We start from the raw sequence: 21881 nt of genomic DNA, 5'->3' as shown, positions 1-21881 counted from the left end.
GGTGATCGACACCCGGCGACTGCGCACCCTGCGGGCCGTGGCGGACCACCGTACGGTGACCGCCGCGGCGGCCGCGCTGTACCTCACCCCCTCGGCCGTCTCCCAGCAACTCGCGGCGCTGGAGGCCGAGGTCGGGCACCAGCTGCTGGTCCGCGACGGGCGCGGGGTCCAGCTGACCGCGGCCGGGGAGATCCTGGTCGCGCACAGCAGCACCGTCCTCGCCCAGCTGGAACGGGCCGAGGCGGAGCTCGCCGCGTACGCCGGGGGAGAGGCGGGCGTGGTCACCGTGGTGTCCTTCGCCACAGGGATCACCACGGTGCTGGCCCGCGCGATGGCCGCCCTGGCCGCGTCGTCCCCCGGCATCCGGGTCCGGGTGCGCGACGCCGAGGGCGACGAGAGCCTGACCATGGTGCTGGACGGGCACGCGGACCTGGCCGTGGCGGTGGAGTACCGCGGGGCGCCGCGCGACGACGACCGGCGGCTGTCCCGGGTCGCCCTGTACGCCGAGCCCTTCGACGCGGTGCTGCCGCGCGGCCACCGGCTGGGCCACTGCGAGCGGGTACGGGTCGAGGACCTGGCGGACGAGCCCTGGATCAGCCCCTACCCGGGCAACCCCTGCCACGACGTGGTGACGCTGGCCTGCGAACTGGCCGGGTTCCAGCCCCGGGTGACGCACTCCTCCGACGACTTCAGGGCGGTGGCCGCCCTGGCCGGTGCGGGGGCGGGCGTCGCGCTGGTGCCGCGCTCGGCGCTGCGCGGCGTGCACCTGCCGGACGTGGTGATCCGGCCGGTGGCCGGCAGCCCCGCCACCCGTCGCGTCTTCGCGGCCGTACGGCGCGGGGCGGAGGAGCACCCGCTGATCCGCCCGCTGCTGGACGCCCTGCGGGCCGCCGCCGAGCACGCCCGGCCCGGCGCGGAGAGCTGATCCGCGGATCAGCGCATGAGGAGGGTCACACCGTCGCCGGTCGGCCCCCGGCGCTCGGCCCCTCCGCCGGCGCCGGCTGCCGCACCATGAAGACGTCGACCGGGTCCTCGCGCTCCAGGCCGAAACCGTGCCGCTCGTAGAGCCGGCGGGCGGCGCTGCCCTGCAGGACGTTCAGGCGTACCACCGCGCCCTGCGCGTCGGCGCGCCCGAGCACCTCGCGCAGCACGGCCGAGCCCAGCCCGCGGCCCTGGTGCCGGGGGGCGAGGTAGAAGTGCTCCAGCAGCAGCCCCTCGTCGCCGGGCCGGACCGTGACGGAGCCGGCGAGCTCACCGTCCACGTCGACGATCGACGTGTACTGCGCGGAGAAGGTGTCCCGCAGCCGCTGTCGCACCCGGTGCGCGTCGTACCGGCCGAGCCGTTCCAGATCCGCGCGCAGCACCACCGCCCGCAGCTCCACGAGCGGTTCGAGGTCGGCGCCCGTCGCCGGACGCAGCGCCCATCGCGCCCCGTCGCCGGCCGGCGGCGCCCCCTCCGTACGGTCCTGACCTGCCAGTACTCCACTGTCCATGAGCGGATCATCGCATCGGGCGCCGCGCCGGCAGCGAGCGGTCTCGCCAGTCGGACGCGGATCCCCGCGATGCGGCCGGGGACCCGCAAGGGGCCCTGACACGCGGGGAATAGGGTGCACGCGTGGAACGGATCCTGGTGGTGGGCGTCACCGGTGCGGGCAAGTCCACGCTCGCGCGGGCCCTCGGCGGCCTCCTCGGCGTGCCGTACCACGAGATGGACGCGCTGTACTTCGACGGCCCCGGCTGGTCGGTCAGCACCCGCCTGACCGAGGACGTGGCACGACTCGCCGGCGGGCCCCGCTGGATCATCGACTCGCTCGGCTACCCGGAGGTCCGCGACCTGCTCTGGGAACGGGCCGGCACCGTGATCTGGCTGGACTATCCCAAGCGGGTCGTCATGCCCCGCGTCCTGCGCCGGTCCGTGCGCCGCACCGTCACCCGCGAGGTCCTCTTCGGCGGCAACCGGGAGACGTGGGCGGGCTGGCTGAGCCGGGAGCACCCGGCCTGGTGGGCCTGGTCCCAGCACGGCGCCCGCCGCCGCGAGGTCGCGCGCCGCGTCCGCGACCCCCGCTTCGCCCCACTCGACGTCCTCCGCTTCGCCCACCCCCGCGACGCGGCCGCCTGGCTGTCCACCCTCACCCCGGCCGACCCCTCGGAGGTGCCCGCCCCGTGAATCCGGCAGCGCGAACGCACGACGACGTGACGCCACCGACCCAGAGCGCCGTGCAACTGGCGGGCGGCGAACCGTTCCTGGTCCGGGACAAGCCCGTTCCGGTGCCGGGGGAGCACCAGATCCTCGGCCGGGTGGAGTGCGTCGGGCTGTGCTGGTCGGACGTCAAACTGCGCCGGCAGTTCGAGCAGCACGTGCGCAAGGGGCCGGTCCTGCGCGACGCGTGGCTGCGGGACGTCCCGTCCTACGTGCCCGGGCGGCTTCCCGCGGTGCCGGGGCACGAGGCCGTGCTGCGGGTGGTCGCGGTCGGAAGTGCGGTGACGGGCGCGGTCGTCGGCGGACGGTACGTCGTGCAGCCGGACTTCCGGGACCTCCCCACAGCGCACTCCAACGGCGCGTTCGGCTACAACTTCGAGGGAGGGCTGCAGCAGTACGTGCTGCTCGACGAGCGGGTGGTGCTCGCCGCCGAGGGCCGGAGCCACCTGCTGCCGGCTCCCGGGACGGCCGCCGCGAGCCAACTGGCCCTGGTCGAGCCCTGGGCGTGCGTGGAGCACGCCTTCGCCGCGCGCGAGCGCCGCCGGCTGCGGTCCGGCGGCACGGTCCTGGTCGCCGGCGCGGGTGACGCGGGCGGGCTCGACCTGTCCGCGAGCGGCCGCGTGCTGTGCACGACTCCGCACCCGGGCATGACCGCGGTGGACCCCGCCGCGCTCGCCCCGCGCTCGGTGGATGACCTCCTCTACCACGGGTCCGACGCCGCCGAGTTGGAGCGGTTGATGCCCCTGATGGCGAACGGCGGCCTGGTGCTGGTCGCGACCGGCGGGCGCCGGTTCGGGCGCCCCGTCGACCTGTCGGTCGGGCGGGTGCACTACGGCGGCCTGCGGATCGCCGCGACCACCTCCGACGACCTCGCCGACGCCCTGGCAGGGATCCCCGCCACCGGCACGCCGCGCGAGGGCGCCCACGTCACCGTCGTGGGCGCGGGCGGCCCGATGGGCGTGATGACGATGGTCCGCGCGATCCTCGCCTCCCGGCCCGCGGTCGCCGGGTCGGGGCCGGCCGCCTTGGTCGAGGGCGCCGTGCGCAATCCCGCGCGCGCCGCGGCCCTGCGCCGGCGGGTGGCCCGCGCCGCGGCCGAACACGGCGTCGAGGTCCGCCTGTTCGACCCGCGCACCGAGCGTCCGCGCGGCCCCGTCGACCACTGCTTCCTGATGGCTCCGGTCCCCGGCCTGATCGGGACCGCGATCGAGGACGCCGCCGAGGGCGGGGTCATCGACGTGTTCGCGGGCATCGCCGAGGACGTCCCCGTCGACCTGGACACCTACGCGGCGAAGCGGCTCCACCTCACCGGCACCTCGGGCAGCGCGGTGGGGGACATGCGCGCGGTGCTGGCCGAGGTGGCCGCCGGCCGGCTCGACACGAACCTCCCGGTCGGCGCGGTCAGCGGGATGGCGGGCGCCCTCGACGCGCTCGACGCCGTACGCGACCGCGCGATCCCCGGCAAGGTCGTCGTCTACCCGGCGCTCGACGACCTCCCGTTGCTCGACCTCGCCGCGCTGGTCGCCCGCCATCCCGGCATCGGCCCACTGCTGGAGGACGGCAACTGGAGCGGGCCGGCCGAGCGCGAACTGCTCCGCCTCGCCGCCCGGCGCTGACCCGCCCCGAGGCGCCGGTCGGAAGGCTGCGTGGCGGGGCCAGGTCCCGGACCGTACGGCCGCACTACGATGACCCGCGTGAAGCCGCGCTACGAGCAGCCGGGCGCCCCGGGCGGGACCACCCTGGTCTGCTTCGTGCGCCGTCAGCGCGCGTTCGACTTCGCCTGGCACTACCACGAGGAGTACGAGCTCACGCTCATCACCGAGGGCGACGGCACCCGTTACGCGGGCAGCACCGTGGAGCGCTACCGCCCCGGGGACCTGGTGCTGCTCGGCCCGAACCTGCCGCACACCTTCACCTCCGAGCCCACCGAGGGGGTGGCCGAGGCGGCCGTCACGCAGTTCCGCCACGACTTCCTCGGGCCGGGGTTCTTCGCGCTGCCCCAGTTCCGCGCGCTCGACGGCCTGCTGGCGCGGTCCGCCCGCGGGCTGCGCTTCGCGCGGGTCCCCGGCGGCGTGCGGGCCCGCGTGGCCGAGCTGCCCCACCTCGATCCGGCGGCGCAGACCGTCGCGCTGCTCGACGTGCTGTGCCGGCTGGCCACCGGCGTCGAGAGCACCCAGATCACCGGGCCCGGCTACACGCCAGCCCCGGGCAGCGTCGTGCGCGACCGGGTGGACGCCGTGTGCCGCCACCTCCAGCAGACCCACACCGAGCCGGTGGACCAGGCGGAGGTGGCGGCGCTGGTGCCCATGTCGCCGACGTCCTTCAGCCGCTTCTTCCGCGGCGCCATGGGCCGCACCTTCACCGACTACGTCAACCAGCTGCGGGTGGAGACCGCCTGCTCGCTGCTGGCAGGGACCGGGCTGCCGGTCACCGAGGTCGCCGCGCGCAGCGGGTACCGCAACCTCTCCCACTTCAACCGCCGTTTCCGGCAGTTGAAGGGGCTGCGCCCGACGGAGTACCGGACCGCGCACCAGCGGCCGGAGACGATCCGTCCGGCCGGGCCCCCGCCCGCGGGGGAGTTCGGCGCGTAGACCTCGTGGGGGCTCTCCGGGTGTGCCCACGCGCCGGACCACGCGACGACGGATGACGAATGCTGCACGCGCTGTCAAAAACCCACGCCTGTACTCCCGTTGACATCGCCCCGCGCGGGCCTGTCACGCCCAGACCACCACGTACGCACTCCGGTACAACCTCTTGACCCGCTTTGCAAGCGCATGCAAGGGTTGCACCACGAAGGGAGTGAGCGATGACCACCAAGGCACGTGTCGCCATCGTCGGCACCGGAAGTCGCGCACAGCTGTTCACCGAGGGGCTCGCCCGCCGCGAGCACATCGAGGTCGCCGCGTTCTGCGACCCCAACCGGGTGCGGATGGCCCACCACAACCGCTTGCTGGCCGCCGCCGGGCGGCGGCCGGCACGCACCGGAGGCCCGGAGGACTTCGCGGACCTGCTCCGCTCCGAGCGGGTCGACACCGTCGTCGTCACCACCGTCGACGCGCTGCACGACGTCTACACCGTCCCCGCACTGCGGGCAGGCTGCCGGGTCGTGAGCGAGAAACCCATGACCACCGACGCGGAGCGCTGCCGCCGCATCCTGGACACCGTTGAGGAGACCGCCGGCGACCTGTCGGTGGCCTTCAACTACCGCTTCAACCCCGTGCACGAGCTGGTCCGCAGGGAACTTCACGGCGGCGCCATCGGCGACGTGCTGTCCGTGCACTTCGAGTGGCTGCTTGACGTGCGCCACGGCGCCGACTACTTCCGCCGCTGGCACCGGGAGAAGGCCAACAGCGGGGGCCTCATGGTGCACAAGGCCGGCCATCACTTCGACCTCGTCAACTGGTGGCTGGGTGCCCGCCCCGAGCGGGTCTTCGCCCTGGGCCGGCTCGGCTTCTACGGCCGTGCGAACGGCGAGCGCACCGGCTACCGCCGTGACTACGACCGTGCCCACGGGTCGCCCGCCGCCGCGGCCGACCCCTTCGCGCTGCACCTGGAGGACAACGAGGGCCTGCGCGCCCTGTACCTGGAGGCCGAGCGGGAGGACGGCTACCACCGCGACCGGAACGTCTTCGGCGACGGCATCACCATCGAGGACGACATGGCGGTCCTGGTCCGTTACGCGACGGGCGCGAGCATGTCGTACCACCTCACCGCCTACTCCCCGTGGGAGGGCTACCGGGTGATGTTCAACGGCACCGGCGGCCGGCTGGAGCTGGAGGTCGAGGAGAGCGCGTGGCAGCGGCCGCGGGCCGGACTCACCTCCGCCAAGGGCGCCGTCCACGGGGACACCGCGCTGGAGAACGCCGGCGGTGCGCGCATCCTCGTCCGGCCGCTGTGGCAGCCACCGCGCGAGGTGGAGATCCCGGAGTTCGACCATGCCGGGCACGGCGGCGGGGACGCCCGGATGATGCGGGCACTCTTCGACGGCGAGGCGGCCGGCGAGGCCGCCGGGGGAGCGCCGATCGCCGGCCACGTGGACGGCGCCCTCGCGCTGGCGGTCGGGCTCGCCGCCAACACCGCCTTCACCGGCGGCGAGGCGGTCGACATCGATGACGTGGTGCGCGTCAAGTGACCGCCACCATGGCCGACGTGGCACGCGAGGCGGGGGTGTCCGCATCCACCGTCTCGCGGGTCTTCAGTCTGCCGGGGACCGTACGTACCGACACCCGGGAGCGGGTGCTCGCAGTCGCCCGGCGGCTGGACTTCACGCCCAACCGGACGGCCAGCTCGCTCGCCCGGGGCCGCACCCGGACGCTCGGCCTGCTGGTGCCGGACGTCGTGAACCCGTACTACGCGGAGATCGTCAAGACCGTGCAGCGCCGGACGCGGGCCAAGGACCACGCGCTCTTCCTGGCCGACACCGGTGATGATCCGGCCGACGGATTCGAGCTGGCGCGGATCATGGCCCGTCAGACCGACGGCCTGTTGCTCGCCGGCCCGCGGATGACCGACGGGATGGTGGGGGAGCTGACCCGGGCGGGTCCGGTGGCACTGATCGGCGCCCGGTTGCCGGAGACGGACAGCGCCTACGCACAACTCGACACCGGGATGCGGCACGTGGCCCGGCATCTGGCGGCGCTCGGCCACACCCGGATCGTGTACGTCAACGGCACCCGCACCGCCCGGACACCCGGGCACCGGCAGCCGGTGCAGGATGCGTGCGACGAGTTCGGGATCGAACTGGTCGAGCAGCTCGGCCCGTTCGACCTCACCTTCGACAACGGTGTCGCTGCCGCGGACCTGGTACCCACCAGCGGCGCGACCGCGGTCATCGCCCACAACGAGATGGTCGCGCACGGGGTCGCCTGCGGCCTGGCCCGCCAAGGACGGTCCGTGCCCAGCGACTTCAGCCTGGTGACCGTCGACGACACGTTCATGGCGCGGGCGATCCACCCCGCCCTCACCGCCCTGCACATTCCTCTCGACGTGATGGGCGTGCGCGGGGTGGACCTGCTGCTGCAGAGGATCGAGGACCCGGACGGCGAGCCCCGGCACGCGGCGCTGCCCACGAGCCTGGTGGTCCGAGGATCCACCGGGCGGCCGGGCGGCGCCAGGCCGTGAGCCCGAGCGACTCCGCCCAGCGACCGCCGGGCGCCGCGAACCGCTGAACCTCGCCGGTCACGGCACCGGCCCCCGACCCACCAAATACCCGGTCCCGCCCCTTGAGGGTGACGGCCCCTCATCCGCCACTCGCCGACGTGCCTTGCCCGGGACGGGTTCCGCCCCGGCATGTCCGTGGCCCGAGCACGCCCCGCGGCCCGTCGCGACGACCGCCGCCGCCCCGTGCTCCCCCCTGCGCTGCGTGCCCGCCACCGCACCTGCGAGGCGCAGCCGACGGAAAGGCCCGTACCACCCAGTCATCATCCGTCAGCACCGAGAAGGAGGAACGTCCCGTGAGACGCACAGTGAAAGTTTGCGTGTTCGCGACCGCGGCCCTGCTCGCCGCCACCGGGGTCGGCACCGCGACCCAGGCCCAGGCCCGGCCCCTTGCGGCCGGGGCACATCCGGCTGCCGCGGCCGCGCAGCTGCTGCCGACCGGCTACCTGGACACGAACGGAAGCCAGATCATCGACTCGACGGGCAAGCCGGTGCGCATCGACGCAGCTGCCCTGCACGGCAACTCCCGCCTCGACCAGAACGTGATCGTCAACCAGGACACCCCGCTCGCGGGGCTGGACGCCAATATGCGGGCGATCCGCGCCGCCGGTTTCAACACCGTGACCCTCGCCTGGAGTGATGCCAGCCTGCACGACGCCAACGCCGGCGCCTACCTGGCCGGCCTCGACGCGGTGGTCACCGCGGCCGGCAGCCAACTCCTCAAGGTCATCATGAACCACCACAACGACGAGGGCGCGGCCGGCAACGGCAACTGCCTGGCCCAGCAGGGCAACGGGCTGTGGTACGACAGCGGGCCCGGCACCGACGGCACCGACGGCTGCGGCACGCCCGGCACCGTCACGCAGGCGTCCTTCCTCGCCGACTGGCAGGAGATCGCCACCCGCTACAAGGGCAATTCCACGGTCATTGGCTTCGACCTCGACAACGAGCCGCTCGCGTACCCCGGTGAGAGCACGTGGGGCGATGGCGGCGTCACCGATATCCAGGCGATGTACACGTCCGTGGGCAACGCCGTCGAGACCATCGATCCGGGTGTCCTGGTGATCTGCGAGGGCCCGCAGAACTACGGCGGCTCCTTCGCCGGCGGTGCGGGCGTGAAAGCCTTCGAAGGCGATCTCACCGAGGTCGCCGCCCATCCGGTCGTGCTGTCCACCGCGAATGCCGGACGGAAGCGGGTCGTCTACTCGGTGCACGAGTACCCGTACTCGGTTGGCCACACCACCCCGGACAGCGGCCCCGAGGCCGTCGCCCGGTACAACGCGGTATGGGGATACCTGGAGGCGCAGAACATCGCGCCGGTGTGGATCGGCGAGGCCGGCGCGGCGATGACCACGGACGACGACACCGCCTGGGCGAACACCCTCACGTCGTACGTCAACGGCCAGGAAGGCGCGAGCGGCGGGCCGGCCTTCACCGGCACCCAGCAGGGCGTCAGCATCACGTGGTACGTCTGGGACACCCAGGGGCTGGGCGCACTCAACAGCGACGGGACGCTCAACCAGGCCCGTTTCGGCGTGTACTCCCAGTGGCACACCTGACCGCACCCCACACCACGCACCGCGACCACGGCCGGCCGCTGAACCGCCTCATGTGACCGTTTCTGCGCGATGCATTGACGTTGGACTGGTCCAACGATACGTTCCCATTCCGGCGTTGGACTGGTCCAACAAATTCCTGACAGCGCGTCGTTGGACCAGTCCAACGAAAGGGGGACGGCATGGCCAAACTCACCATTCGTGATATCGCCAGATTGTCAGGACTGTCGAAGTCGACGGTTTCCCTGGTGCTGAACAACAGCCCGAAGGTGGACCCGGAGACGCGCCGCAGGGTCCTCGCGGTGATGCGCCGCAACAACTACGTGCCGAGCTTCGCGGCCACCGCGCTCGCCAAGGGCAACACCGGCCTGATCGGCATGATTGTGCCGGGCCTGACCTGGCGCTTCATGGCGGACATCAACTACGGCGTGGCCAAGGTCGTCGAGGACACCAAGTACGAAATCGTGCTGTTCACCAGCACCAACGAGCGCGACTACGGTGGCGCCATCGACCGGGTTCTGAGCTCCGGCCTGTGCGCCGGGCTGCTCGTGGTCGCCCACGACCAGCGGCAGCTGGAGCGACTGGTCGACCTGCACCGCAGCGGTCTTGTCGTCGTCCTGATCGACACGCTCGGCGCGGAAAGCGACCTGCCCGCCGTCGGAGTCGACAACCACACCGGCGGCCTGCTGGCCGCCCGCCACCTGATCGAACTCGGCCACCGCCGGATCGCCAGCATGCTCGGCCCGCTCAACCACGCGTATGTCCAGGAGCGCCTGCGCGGGGTGCGGGACGCCCTGCGGGAGGCCGGCCTGGCGCCCGACCCCGCCCTTGAGGTCGAGACGGACTTCGATGAGGCGCTGGTGCGCAGCCGTACCCGCGAACTGCTGGAACTGCCGCCCGGGCGCCGCCCGACGGCGCTGTTCGCCTACCACGACTCGGCCGCCTTCGCCGTGCTGGACGAGCTCGCGCAGGCCGGCGTGCGGGTCCCACAGGAGGTGTCGGTGGTCGGTTTCGACGACATCGACGCCGCCGCCCATGTCCGTCCGGCCCTCACCACGGTCCGCCAGCCCTTCGCCCGGATGAGCGAGCGGGCCGCGGACATCCTCCTCGCCACACTCGACCATCCCGACTCCGACGGGACGCCCCAGCGCCTCGTCCTTCCCACCGAACTGGTCGTGCGGGACAGCACCGGTCCCGCCCCTGCAGACGCCTGACACTCCTGCGCCCACGGAACACCCCCACCCCCACCCCATCCCCCCGCACCGCCTCGACGCCCGCCGGTGAAGCCGCGGCACGGAGCGTCGCGGTGCCGTGCCCACCCGGCGCCGCACGCCTCCCCCGGCATCGGCGGTCCCCTCCTCGACGACACCTTGCTCACGATCGGAGCGTAAGGTCTCATGTCCCCACTCAGCAGACGCGGCTTCCTGGCCGCCTCCGCCGCCGGCGGCACCGCGCTCGCCACCGCACTGTCCGGATGCTCCTCGTCGTCCTCGACACCTCCGGGCACCACGACGATCAAGCACTGGGACTGGTACGTCAGCCAGGAACCGTGGCTGAAGAACGAGATCCAGCTGTTCCAGAAGGCCCACCCGAAGATCCGGATCAAGCGGACGGTCCAGGTGAGCGACCGGTACCCGGACCTGATCAACCTCGCCTTCCGTGGTGGCGAGGCACCGGACATGCTGATGATCCCGTCGAGCCCGAAGTTCGAGGAGCAGGTCGCCGACGGCTGGCTGCGCCCGCTGGACGGCTTCGCCACCCCGCAGTGGCGCGGCAGGTTCCCCGCGGGGAACTTCTTCAACGGCGTCGACATGGTCGAGAACAAGGTCTACAGCGCCCCGTTCGGCGGCAACGCGCCCTGGTTGCAGCTGTACATCCACAACGGCCTGTTCAAGCAGGCGGGCATCACCAATCCGGACGGCTCCGCCAGGCTCCCCAGAACCTGGGACGACGTCACCGCGGCCGCGGAGGCGATCACCAGCAAGAGCGGCGGCCGGTCCTACGGCCTGGGGTTCGGCAACGTGCCGAACGTCTCGCTGCCGTGGTGGGTGGAACTGTTCGTCCGCGGCGCCGGCTCACCGGCCGGCTACGGCGTGGACGGCCTGGACTACCGGGTCGGCAAGTGGACCTTCGGATCCGACCGCAACTACGCCGACTTCCTGGAACTGCTGCTGGAGTGGAAGAAGAAGGGCTACATCTACCCCTCGTCCATGTCCATAGGCGACGAGCAGGCGCGGGCGTTCTTCGAGCGGGGCAAGTTCGGCATGATCGTCGGCGGCGTGTGGAACCAGACGACCTGGACCCAGCACCACTTCACCGACTACAGCCTGACCACGCTGCCCTCGCCGACCGCGACCCCGAAGGCGTTCTTCTACTACCCGCCGGGTGGCAGGGTGTGGGCCCTGTCCCAGCACTCGAAGGTCTCCGACGCCGCCTGGCAGTGGTTCGACTGGCTGCACGGCCCGGCCGCCGGACAGCGCTGGGTGGAGGCGGGCCAGGGCCTGTCGATCTTCCCGGAGGCGAACCAGCGGGCCAGGATCAACTCCCAGGCGTTCCGGGCCTTCGTCGACCTGCGCAAGTACGCGATGCCGTGGCCGGTACCGGCGATCCGCAACCCCGACGTGTCCAAGGTCGTGGTCCCGGCCGTCACCCCGGACCTGCCCGACGTGCTCACCGGCCTCTACACCGGACAGCTCAAGGACATGGGCGCGGCCCTCTCCGACCTGGAGGACCGTCGCAACAAGGCCCTGGCCGACGGCGTCAAGGAGGCCCGGGCCAAGGGCGCCAAGGTCAGCCTGTCCGACTGGGTCTTCACGGACTGGGACCCCACCCGGCCGTACCAGAACAAGCCGGCCTGACCCGGAGGATTCCGTGCAACTCCTCGACACCGCCACCCCGAAGCCGCCGACCGACGGGCTCGGGGCGGCCCACAGGGCGGCACCGCCGAAGAACGGCCGGTGGCGCCGGCTCGTGGCCGGCAGGCTCAGCTATCTCTACCTCGCGCCGCTGATGGTGCTCCTGCTGCTGTTCGTGGTGTACCCGATCTTCGGCTCCCTGGCGTACACCTTCTACCGCTGGAACGGCATCGGCTCGCCCGGGGACTTCGTCGGTCTCGACAACTTCCGCCAGATCGCCCACGACTCGATCTTCTGGCGGGCCGTCAGCCACACCTTCGTGTACTCGATCGTCGTGGTGCCGGTCCAGCTGGCGATCGCGCTGGTGCTCGCCCTCGTGCTCAACGACCGGAAACTGCGCTTCTCGGCGTTCTACCGCACCCTTTTCTTCTTGCCGGTGGTCACCTCGCCCGCCGTGGTCGGCGTCGTCGTCCAGTTGATGCTCTCCAACTTCGGCGACACCCTGAACGGCTGGCTGCTGGACGCCCACCTGATCGGCAGGCCGGTCGACTGGCTCGGCAACCCGAGGATCGCGCTGGGCATCATCATCGTCGTCGGGATCTGGCAGACCCTCGGATACAACCTCGTGTACTTCCTCGCCGGACTGCAGACCATCCCGGAGGAAGTCTACGAGGCGGCGAAGATCGACGGTGCGGGCCACGTGCGGACGTTCGTGAACATCACCGTGCCGCTGCTGCGACCGGTCGGCCTGATGATCGTCATCCTGGCGTTCATCGGCTCGTTCCAGGTCTTCGACCTGGTGCAGGTACTCACCGGCGGCGGGCCGTACTTCGGCACCGAGGTCGTCAACACCTACATTTACCACCTGGCCTTCGGCGGCAACCAGGCCGCGGCCACCGAACCGAACGTCGGCCTGGCCTCCGCGGCCTCCTTCTTCTACGGCCTGCTGCTCATCGGCTTCTCCGTGCTGCAGGTGCTCATCTTCCGGTCCCTCGCCAAACGCCGCGCCGCTGGGCGCGCCTGAAAAGGGGGCAGCCACGTGGCACTCCTGGTCTCCAGCTCCCGCCGCGACCGGACACCCGCCCGCCGCCGGGCGGCCGTGCGCCGCACGGCGGGCCGGTCCCTGATCCACCTGCTCCTGCTGGTCGGCGGCCTGCTCTGGTTGTTCCCGTTCCTGTGGACCCTGGGCAGCTCGTTCAAGAGCGCCGACGGCTTCTTCTCCCGGGGCCTCAACCCCTTCCCGGACGGCGTGCACCTGTCCAACTACAGCGGCGCCTGGAAGGGGGCGTCCTTCGGCACCTACTTCGTCAACACCGTTCTGGTGGCCGGCGGCTCGGTCGTCCTGACCCTGCTCGCGACCTCCATGGCCGGCTACGTGCTGGCCCGTACGGACTTCCCTGGCCGCAAGGCCTGCATCGGGCTGATCTCGGTGACGCTCTTCCTGCCGCACGGCTACACGATCATCCCGGTCTTCGACATCGTGCGCGGACTGCACCTGCTCAACACCTTGTGGGCGGTGATCATCGTGCAGTCCTCCAGCAGCCTGGTCTTCGCCACCTTCCTGTTCATGGGCTACTTCTCCACCATGGACCGGGAGATCGAGGACGCGGCCAAGGTCGACGGGGCTGGGTTCCACCAGACCTTCTGGCGGGTAATGCTGCCGCTGTCCGGCCCGATGCTGGCCACCGTCGGCCTGTTCACCTGCATCAGCGCCTGGAACAGCTTCTTCGTCCCGCTCGTGTTCACCCTCTCCAAGCCCGAACTGCGCACGCTGCCGGTGGGGATGTACTCCTTCGTCGGGCAGAACTCCACGGACTGGACGTTCCTGTGCGCCGGCTCGGTGATCTCCCTCGTGCCGATCGTGGCGGTCTTCCTGCTGCTGCAGCGGTACTTCGTCAACGGACTGGCCGGCGCCGTCAAAGGCTAGAAAGGAGCCTCCGTGTCCCTGCGCCTCGCCCTCCTCAGCTTCTGGCACGTGCACGCGCGCGACTACGCCCGCCAGGCGTCCGAGCACCCGGGCACCGAGATCACCGCCGTCTGGGACGAAGACGGCGCCCGCGGGAAGCGCTGGGCCGACGACCTCGGCGCCCGCTTCCACCCCGACCTCGGCGGCCTGCTCGCCAGCGACGACGTCGACGCGGTCGTCGTCACCTGCCCGACCGCCTCCCACCGCGAGGTCATCACGGCCGCAGCGGCAGCGGGCAAGCACGTCTTCACCGAGAAGGTCCTCGCCCCGACCCCGGCCGAGTGCGCGGAGATCACCGCAGCCGCGGACGCCTCCGCCGTCGCCCTGATGCTCTCGCTGCCCAGGCTGTACGAGGGCTACACGACCGCCATCCGCAAGGTGCTGGCCGACGGCGTGCTCGGCCGGCTCACCCTGGTCCGCGCCCGCCTCGCCCACGGCGGTTCGGTCGGCGCGGGCTGGCTGCCCGAGCACTTCTACGACCCCGCGGCCGCCGCGGGCGGCGCTCTCATCGACCTCGGCTGCCACCCCATGTACCTGACCCGGCTGTTCCTCGGCCGCATGCCGGAGACCGTGACCGCGTCCTTCGGGCACGTGACCGAGCACGCCGTCGAGGACAACGCGGTCGCCGTCCTGCGCTGCGCGGACGGCGCCCTCGGTGTGGTGGAGGCCTCCTTCACCGCGCCCGCCTCGCCGTTCTCCCTCGAAGTGCACGGCACCGAAGGATCACTGGTGTACGGCACCCCCGAGCCGAAGCTGCTGCTGAACACCGGCGGCGACTGGCGTGAACTGCCCCTGCCGCCGCGTACCGGCACACCCTTCGACCTGTTCGTACGCCATGTCGCCGACGGCACCCGTGACGAGGAGAACCTCGCCCTCGGGCTCGACCTGACCCGCCTCATGGCCGCCGCCATCCGCAGCAGCCGGGAGGAAGGACACCACCTATGACCCTCTCCATCGGCCTCATCGGCTGCGGGAACATCTCCCGCGCCCATCTGCGCGGCTACCTGGCCGTCCCGGACCAGGGCGCCGTCACCGCCGTCGCCGACATCGACCCGATCACCGCCGCCGAACGCGCGGAGCAGGCCGGCGGCGCCCGGGCGTTCGCCTCCTACCGGCGGATGCTCGACGAGGCGGACGTCGACGCCGTCGACATCTGCCTGCCCCACCACCTGCACGCCGAGGCGATCATCGCCGCCGCCGAGGCGGGCAGGCACATCCTGTGCGAGAAACCGCTGTGCCTGACGCTTCCGGACACCGACCGGATCGCCGGGGCCGTCGCCTCGGCCGGAGTCACCCTGATGTGCGCCCACAACCAGCTCACGCTGCCCGCGGTCGCCCGTGCCCGCGCGATCATCGACTCCGGGGTGCTGGGGCAGGTCTACGAACTGCGCACCACCGACAGCTTCTTCAACGACTTCGACCCCGCCACCATGGGCTGGCGCGCGCACGCGGCCACCAGCGGCGGCGGCGAGCTGATCGACACCGGCTACCACCCCACCTACCTGCTGCTGTACCTGGCCTCGGCCCGCCCCGCCGCGGTGACCGCGATGCTCAGCACCCACCGGCTGGCGTTCATGGAAGGCGAGGACTCCGCCCGGGTGCTCGTGCGCTTCTCCGACGGCGCGGTCGGCGAGGTGGTCACCAGCTGGGCCTACGAAGCGGCCCCGTTCACCGAGAAGTTCTCGGTGGTCGGCGAGCGCGGCAGCCTGTGGAGCGACGGCACCACGCTGTGGCACAAGCCGCGCGGTCAGGAACCCACCAGGGAGCAGTTCCCCGCCGTCGACTCTGTCCCGGCTGTCTGCGCCGACTTCGTCGCCCGGGTACGGGACCGCGCGCGGCCGGTGCACACCCACGAGGAGGGCACGGACGTGCTCAAGGTGATTCTCGCGGCCTACCGGTCGGCGCAGGAGCAACGGGAGATCGGTCTGTGACGGGGTACGCGACCGGCGACTTCGACTTCGATCCGCGGCGCGGCGTCGCCGAGTCGTTGTGGACCGCGAGCGGCTGGTCCACGGTGGCCGCGATCCCGGGCACCGTCTGCGGGGTGGGTGCCTGCTACGCCCCGCCCCATGCCGCGCCCCGGGCCCGGCTGGCCGTCGTGCTGGAGGCCGACGGCCTCCGCGTCAGCGACACCGGCGCCCGCGGCATGCAAGTCACCGAGCTGCTGCCCGCCGGCGGCACCTGGCGGCTGGACGGGATCGAGCGGCGCGGCACCTACCATCGCCGGCACGACGGACAGCTGACGTCACTGCTGGTCACCTCGGAGCTGACACCGCTGCACGGACACCCCGGGTACGTGCTGCGGGTCGCCGTGCGCAACCGTTCCCAACGGGATCTGACGCTGCGCCTGCTGCCCGAGCTGGCAACCGGTCCGGTCGGCGAGCTACCGCTGACCGACTGGGGCTGGATGCCGCCGGAGCCCGAGGCGGCCGCGCACCAGCGGCCCGCCCTGCGGCACGGGCCGCTGGAGACGGCACTCGCGCCCGCGGACGAGGCCGTCTTCGAACTGGCGGTGCTGCTCGACGGCAGCAATCCGGCGGGATTCCCGGGCGCGTGGGCGCGGGAGTCCCGCGCCCGGATCGGACGGCGGACCGCGGAGGCCCTGGCACGGGTGCCGCGGCTCACCACGGAGGTGCCGGGACTCGACACGTACTACCGGCGCTCGCTCGCCAGCGGCCTGGTCTGCCTGTGGGACAACCCGGCCTTCGCCACCGTTCCCTTCCCCGCCACCTCCGGCATCGACGGCGGCGCCCTGTGCGCGTACGCCTGGGACACCGGCGGTTACGCCCCGCACACCCTCGCCCTGCTCCTCGGCCGCCGCACCGCCGACGTCCTGGAAGTCATGGTCAAGGGCGACCTGACGGACCATTACGCCATCGCGCCCGACGGCAGCGGCATCGGCGTCGCGTACGCCTACAGCGGCTGGTCACTGGTGATGCTCGCGCACGCCGCCGCCTGCCATGACGGGATCACCCCGGACCTGGTGGCGCGGCTGCACGACACGGAGGCGCATCTCGCCCAGCGCTTCCCGGCCGTGGGGGAACTGCGAGACTACGGCGGCCAGCAGAACCTGCTGGAGATGCGCTCCACGGGCTGGGAGCACGTGGTGGCCAGCCCCAACGCCGAACGGGCCTGGAGCCTGGACCTGCTGGCGGAACTCGCCGAGGAGTACGACGCCCCGGTGCGGGCGGCCCCGCTGCGGGCCCAGGCCCAGCGCATCCGCCAGGCAGTGGCGCAGGAGCTGTGGGACCCGGAGGCGGGTTGGTTCCGCAGCCGCTACCCCGACGGCCACACCGAACTCGCCTATTCCGTCCAGGCGTTCGACGCCATGCGGGCCGGTGCCTGCACCCCGTCGATGAGCACGGCGCTGCTGGCGCACCTGCGCGACGGCGCCTTCCTCGGCCGCTACGGCATCAGCAGCGTCTCCGCCGAGGACCGCCTGCACTACGAGCTCGGAGACGTCGACTGGTCCGGCGGTGGCGCCTACACCGGCGAGGCACCGCAGCTGGCACTGACCCTGTGGGAGCAGGCCAGGCCCCGATCCGCCTGGGACGTGCTGCGACGGGTGCTGTGGATGGGAGAACACTTCCCGTACTTCCCGCAGGACCACTACTGCGACCGCCCCGCCGCACAGCCCCGCGGCCGGCGTGCCAACGTGATCGCCGGGCTGACCGGCGCCGAGGCGGTCCTGCTCGGCATGGCCGGGCTACGGCCGCGGGTCGACGGCACCCTCGACCTCGACCCTCCGGACTGGCTGCCCGGCGGGCTGGAACTGCGCGGGCTGTACTACCGCGGCCACGAGATCGACGTGCGACGCTCCGCCGGGCACTGCGAGGTGTCGGTGGACGGCCGAGTCATCAGCGCCGGGGCGCCCGCTCCGCTTCGCCTCCTGGGAGAGCCGACATGACCGACCTTCTCGACCGCTTCGAGCACGAGGGCTACGCCGTCTTCCGCGAGGTCGTGGACCCGGACCTGATGCGGGAGACGGCCGGACACGTCGAGTGGCTGCAACGCCGCCACCCGGACCTGCGGCCCGAACAACTGGGCCACACACTCCTGCGCGACGACCCGTTCTGGCTGCGGCTGATCTCGGACGACCGGCTGCTGGACATCGCCGAGACCTTCGTCGGCCCGGACATCGCCCTGTTCGCTTCCCACTACATCAGCAAGCCGCCGTACTCGGGGCAGCCCGTGCTGTGGCACCAGGACGCGGCGTTCTGGCCGTTGGAACCCATGCGGGTGGTCACCTTGTGGCTGGCGGTCGACCACTCGACCCCGGAGAACGGCTGCGTGCGACTGGTCCCCGGCAGCCATCGCGGCGGCATCGCGGCGATGCGCGAGAACACCGCGGTGGACAACGTGCTCGGCGAGGAGATCGCGGTCGACGTCGACGAGTCGGCGGCCGTCGACATGGTGCTGGCGCCGGGCGACGTCGAAGTGCACCATCCGAACATCGTGCACGGCAGCAACGCCAACACCTCAGCGCGCCGGCGCTGTGGCCTGACCATCCGCTACATCCCGACCTCGACCCGCATCACCGCCGACGAGCAGCCCTATCCCAGCGCGTTCCACCTGCGCGGCGAACCCGGCGTGAACACCTACCAGCCCTGGCCCGAGTTCGACCCGGCGCGGCACTACGCCTTCAGCTCCGCGGGGCCGTCGCCGGCCTGACCGTGGTCCGGGGGCGGGCGGCCCCGGACCACGCACCGGCGCCGGTGTCCGGGAGAACCCTGCCTCCCGGACACCGGCGTTTTGTATCGTGCCGGCGGTCAGCCGGCCGTGGCCGCAGCCGGCTGGTCGTAGCCGGCCACGCCGTGCACCAGCTGCGTGAACTCCTTCCCGCTGGTCGTCAGGTTGAGCTCCACGTCGATCTCCCAGCGGCCCGCGGCCGGAGCGGTCGCGACCAGGTTCGCCGCGGCGGTCGTGCGGCCCGACGCGTCGGTGACCGGCGCTGCCGCCACCTTCTGCACGACCGTGCCGTCCGGGCCGATCAGCCAGAACGTCATCGGGTTGTCGGCACTGGCGTCGGGCGTCGTGAAGGCGACGTTCAGCGACTGCTTGCCCGCGGGCACGTCCAGGCCGTAGGTGCTGATCTGGCCGACCTGCCGCCCGACGCTGCTGGTGATCGTGGTGTCGAACGCGCCTCCCCGCGAGGGGATGAGCGTCCTGCGGGCGACCGGCACGGACGTGCGGGCGCCGTTGCCCGCGACGAACTGGACGGACTCCGGGTGGTCGCCGGGCGCCGCGGGCATGGACACCCGCAGCGGCACGGTGGCACTGGAGTGGGCCTTGATCCGCACCTGGTGCACCGCCGGGGCGGTCACGTAGTGCTGGCCCGTGACGCGGAAGGAGACGTCGCCGGTGTAGGTGCCGGGGACGTTCGGCGGCTCCTGGAGGTGGGCGCGGCCGTTCGCCCACAGCACCCGCGCGGTCCAGCGGCCCGCCACCGGCGCGGTGACCTCGACGTGCTGGATGTCGGACACCGTGCCGAGGCGCCCCGCCCTGGTGGGCGGCGTGCCGTAGTCGTAGGAGATCTGGGTGAGGCTGCCCTTGGGGTCGATCAGGGTGAAGGACAGGATGGTGGAGTTCGCCGGGTCCGGGATGCGCAGGTCGGCGTTGAGCCGGTCCAGTCCCTTGGGCACGTCGAACGTGACGGGCGCGGCGGCCGTGGCCCCCTCGGCGGGCACCGGCAGGCTCGGGTCCGGCGCGCTGACCGGTTCGGTGACGGTCCGGCCGATCTGCGTGGTCCGCCCCAGCGACCGGTAGTCGGCGCTGACCTCGGTGTCCTTGCGGCTGGTGTTGAACAGCGTGACGGCCTGGGTGCTCGTGCCCGCCGGGGCGGTGACGTCGAGCTGCGTCGGCGAGGTGACGAGCAGGTCGGCGGCGTCGGCCGGCGCGCCCTTGCCGTGAGTGGACACGGTCGTGCCGGGCTCCTGCTGGGCGGCCCTGACCGCGGCGGCGACGTTCAGCAGACCGGAGCCCTGCTGGTCGGCGGGCGCGCCGACGTCGGTCGCCGTGCTGGTCAGGATCTCCTTGACCAGGGCGGGGGTCGGCTTGGCCCCGGCGTGGGAGTCGGCGTAGGCCTGGATCACGTCGGCGGCGGCGCCGGCGACGAGCGGGCACGACTGGCTGGTGCCGCCGAACGCCTCGGTCTGCGTGTTCTCCGGGCAGTCGCTGCCGTTGGGGTTGCAGGCCGCCTCACCGCCGTATCCCGGGGCGACCAGGTCCACGACGCGGTTGTTCGGCGCGGTGCCGCCCGACGACAGCGGGGTGATGTCGTCGTTGGTCCAGCGGGTGTAGCCGGTCGCCTGGGCGCTCAGCCGCAGCGTGTTGGTCGCGCCGACGGCGATGGCCAGCGGGTCGGTGGCCGGCGAGGACACGGTGCCGGAGTCGCCGCTGTCACCGGAGGACACCACCACGGTCACGCCCGCCGCGATCGCCGCGTCGTTCGCCGCGTAGAAGACGGCGTACCGGCCCGGCTGCGGGGTGAAGCCGTAGGACTCGGAGATGATGTCGGCGTGCTCGGTCACGACAGCGTTGTCGATACCGGCGACGACCTCGGACTCGGACTGCGTGACGGCGCCACCGGTACCGCTGGGCGGGGTGTCGATCACCGAGCTGTCGACGAGCGAGGCGTCCGGCGCGACACCCTTGATGGTGAAGGTGCAGCCCGACGGCAGCCCGGAGTACGGCAGTTCCTTGGAGTAGTCGTAGACGACGGTGCCCTGGCCGGCGATCGACGAGGCGTCACCGTAGAACTCGCCGTCGCTGTCGTCGGCGGTCGGGTCGGGGGCGTCCAGCACGACCGGCGTGCCGTCCTTGCGGATGAAGTTCGGGTTGCCCGCGAGGTCGTTGATGCCCTCGTTGGCGACGATCACGCCCTGGCCGGTGGCGATGTCGTTGCCCTCGGCGCCGGCCTTCGGGTCGTCGGAGGACGCGCGCACGTCGGACAGCGCCTCGGGCTCGGTGAACGGCTTGGCCGGATCGGCCGGGCACAGCGCCGGGTTCAGCTTGGCCGGCTTCGCCTTCGGCACGCTCGACGCGGGATCGACGGTGATCGTCGCGTCCGGGAGGATCTTCGCCACCGCCGGGTCGGCGCGCAGCCGCTCGACCTCCGCGGCGGACAGGTGCGCCGCGACGGCGTTGACGCTGACGAGCTGCCGGATGTCGGTGCCGCCGCCCGCCTTGATGGCGGAGACGATCGAGCGCTGGTCGGAACGGGTGGCCGATGTGCGGGCGGTGCCCTGGGCCTTGAGGGCGAGGCCGGTGTGCTGGTCGGCCAGGACCACGATGACCGCGCCGCCCGCGTCGGCCCCGTACACCGCGGGGGCCAGGGGAGCGGACGTGACCGGCGCGGCGGAGGCGCCGCCGGTCCCCATGAAGGCGAGCGATATGCCCGCGGTGAACGCCGTTGCCAGAGTTGCCAGTCGAGTTCGGTTCACTGAACCCTGCTTTCGTCCGGGTGGGTTCCCGCGACGGTCCCGGTGGCCGCCGCCACCGGGGTGCGGGCCCGTAGGGCATGGGAAGGGCGTAGGTCGGTGATGACGACTCCCACGTGAAGATCCGAAGGAAAAAACGCTTGTAGAGTACACGCCAACTTCACTTGCGGTCCCGTGCTGCGGGAAAGGTGTGCGAGAGAAATCGCCTCGTCAACCCGCCCTGGCGGCAACGCTGTTCGGGCGCGGGCCGGGCCACGGGTTCGGGCGCGGGAGAGGTCACGGGTCCGGGTTCGGCGAGGGGTCGGCGCGAGCCGCCGTGGCGACCTCGGGAACCGCGCGCACCTGCGCGGGTGTCGTTGCTTGCACCCACCACCAACGGACCGGATGCGAGGACGGGATGAAGCGACGCGTGACGAGATACCTGGCCGCGGCACTGCTGGCGCTCATCGCGCTCCCCGCGCTGGCGGGCTGCTCCAGCGACAAGCGCGGCACGGGGGATTCACCCGTGGCCAACCACCGAGGCGACGACACCCCCGCCAACGTGACCAACTTCCCCGACCAGTTCGCCAACATCGCCACCAAGTGCGTGGCGGGCGCGCCCGGTTTCCGGGCGTTCGTCACCACGCGCGACGCCGCCCCCGTCGTGCTCGCCGACCCCACCTGCAAGGGCTGACGGGCGCCGACGGGGGCGCGGGAACCGCGACCGGC

General features: G+C 72.2%; 18 protein-coding genes. 16 read left to right on the top strand and 2 right to left on the bottom strand.

Features of this window, described 5'->3' with window-relative positions; genetic code table 11:
* The first annotated feature begins 1 nt into the window (after position 1).
* A complete protein-coding gene (locus tag C4U44_RS20045) occupies positions 2 to 925 on the top strand; it encodes a LysR family transcriptional regulator (RefSeq protein WP_103887242.1) in 924 nt (307 codons plus the stop codon).
* Between the two features lie 25 nt (positions 926 to 950).
* Here C4U44_RS20045 and C4U44_RS20040 read toward each other — a convergent pair whose 3' ends face one another.
* Positions 951 to 1493, bottom strand: coding sequence for a GNAT family N-acetyltransferase (locus tag C4U44_RS20040; RefSeq protein WP_103887241.1), 543 nt, complete (start codon positions 1491 to 1493; stop codon positions 951 to 953).
* A gap of 122 nt (positions 1494 to 1615) precedes the next feature.
* Between C4U44_RS20040 and C4U44_RS20035 the strand changes: the two genes are divergently transcribed.
* The 14 genes from C4U44_RS20035 to C4U44_RS19970 all read left to right on the top strand — a co-directional run bounded on the left by C4U44_RS20035 (position 1616) and on the right by C4U44_RS19970 (position 18405).
* Positions 1616 to 2167: a P-loop NTPase family protein gene (locus C4U44_RS20035; protein WP_103887240.1), complete on the top strand. Its 552-nt coding sequence runs from the start codon at positions 1616 to 1618 to the stop codon at positions 2165 to 2167.
* A 26-nt stretch (positions 2168 to 2193) separates the two neighbouring features.
* Positions 2194 to 3816, top strand: a complete 1623-nt coding sequence (locus C4U44_RS20030) for an alcohol dehydrogenase catalytic domain-containing protein (protein WP_160145068.1) — start codon at positions 2194 to 2196, stop codon at positions 3814 to 3816.
* 78 nt (positions 3817 to 3894) lie between these two features.
* Positions 3895 to 4791, top strand: coding sequence for an AraC family transcriptional regulator (locus C4U44_RS20025; RefSeq protein WP_160145067.1), 897 nt, complete (start codon positions 3895 to 3897; stop codon positions 4789 to 4791).
* Positions 4792 to 5006: 215 nt separating this feature from the next.
* Positions 5007 to 6332, top strand: a complete 1326-nt coding sequence (locus C4U44_RS20020; protein ID WP_103887237.1) for a Gfo/Idh/MocA family protein — start codon at positions 5007 to 5009, stop codon at positions 6330 to 6332.
* Positions 6329 to 7321 carry a LacI family DNA-binding transcriptional regulator gene (locus C4U44_RS20015; RefSeq protein WP_103887236.1) on the top strand — a complete coding sequence of 331 codons (993 nt, stop codon included), beginning with the start codon at positions 6329 to 6331 and terminating at the stop codon, positions 7319 to 7321. Before C4U44_RS20020 ends, C4U44_RS20015 begins: the two co-directional genes overlap by 4 nt.
* Positions 7322 to 7677: 356 nt before the next feature.
* Positions 7678 to 8916 (top strand): glycoside hydrolase family 5 protein, encoded by a 1239-nt coding sequence (locus C4U44_RS20010; protein WP_103887235.1) that lies wholly within the window; start codon positions 7678 to 7680, stop codon positions 8914 to 8916.
* 179 nt (positions 8917 to 9095) lie between these two features.
* Entirely contained in the window at positions 9096 to 10127 is a 1032-nt protein-coding gene (locus tag C4U44_RS20005) for a LacI family DNA-binding transcriptional regulator (RefSeq protein ID WP_103887234.1), read from the top strand.
* A 183-nt stretch (positions 10128 to 10310) separates the two neighbouring features.
* On the top strand, positions 10311 to 11771 hold the full coding sequence (locus C4U44_RS20000; RefSeq protein ID WP_103887233.1) for an ABC transporter substrate-binding protein: 1461 nt from the start codon (positions 10311 to 10313) through the stop codon (positions 11769 to 11771).
* A gap of 13 nt (positions 11772 to 11784) precedes the next feature.
* Complete coding sequence (locus C4U44_RS19995) at positions 11785 to 12792, top strand: carbohydrate ABC transporter permease (RefSeq protein ID WP_235032210.1); 1008 nt, start codon at positions 11785 to 11787, stop codon at positions 12790 to 12792.
* Positions 12793 to 12807: 15 nt separating this feature from the next.
* A complete protein-coding gene (locus C4U44_RS19990) occupies positions 12808 to 13695 on the top strand; it encodes a carbohydrate ABC transporter permease (RefSeq protein ID WP_235032209.1) in 888 nt (295 codons plus the stop codon).
* A gap of 12 nt (positions 13696 to 13707) precedes the next feature.
* On the top strand, positions 13708 to 14679 hold the full coding sequence (locus tag C4U44_RS19985) for a Gfo/Idh/MocA family protein (RefSeq protein ID WP_103887232.1): 972 nt from the start codon (positions 13708 to 13710) through the stop codon (positions 14677 to 14679).
* Positions 14676 to 15665, top strand: a complete 990-nt coding sequence (locus C4U44_RS19980) for a Gfo/Idh/MocA family protein (RefSeq protein ID WP_103887231.1) — start codon at positions 14676 to 14678, stop codon at positions 15663 to 15665. Before C4U44_RS19985 ends, C4U44_RS19980 begins: the two co-directional genes overlap by 4 nt.
* Complete coding sequence (locus C4U44_RS19975; RefSeq protein WP_103887230.1) at positions 15662 to 17641, top strand: MGH1-like glycoside hydrolase domain-containing protein; 1980 nt, start codon at positions 15662 to 15664, stop codon at positions 17639 to 17641. Before C4U44_RS19980 ends, C4U44_RS19975 begins: the two co-directional genes overlap by 4 nt.
* Entirely contained in the window at positions 17638 to 18405 is a 768-nt protein-coding gene (locus tag C4U44_RS19970; RefSeq protein WP_103887229.1) for a phytanoyl-CoA dioxygenase family protein, read from the top strand. The genes C4U44_RS19975 and C4U44_RS19970 overlap by 4 nt, the downstream gene beginning before the upstream one ends.
* A gap of 98 nt (positions 18406 to 18503) precedes the next feature.
* On the opposite strand, the gene C4U44_RS19965 is transcribed toward C4U44_RS19970, so the two are convergent.
* Positions 18504 to 21176: a S8 family peptidase gene (locus tag C4U44_RS19965; protein WP_146088300.1), complete on the bottom strand. Its 2673-nt coding sequence runs from the start codon at positions 21174 to 21176 to the stop codon at positions 18504 to 18506.
* A 406-nt stretch (positions 21177 to 21582) separates the two neighbouring features.
* Here C4U44_RS19965 and C4U44_RS19960 point away from each other — a divergent pair, with 406 nt between their 5' ends.
* The gene (locus C4U44_RS19960; RefSeq protein WP_103887227.1) at positions 21583 to 21846 is read left to right on the top strand and encodes a hypothetical protein; all 264 of its coding nucleotides are present in this window, start codon (positions 21583 to 21585) and stop codon (positions 21844 to 21846) included.
* Positions 21847 to 21881: the final 35 nt, after the last annotated feature.

It is taken from the genome of Actinacidiphila yanglinensis, assembly GCF_900107965.1.
In the GTDB taxonomy this organism is placed as follows: domain Bacteria; phylum Actinomycetota; class Actinomycetes; order Streptomycetales; family Streptomycetaceae; genus Actinacidiphila; species Actinacidiphila yanglinensis.
The sequence above is the reverse complement of the archived record's forward strand: the minus strand, read 5'-3'. Positions and strand labels throughout refer to the sequence as shown.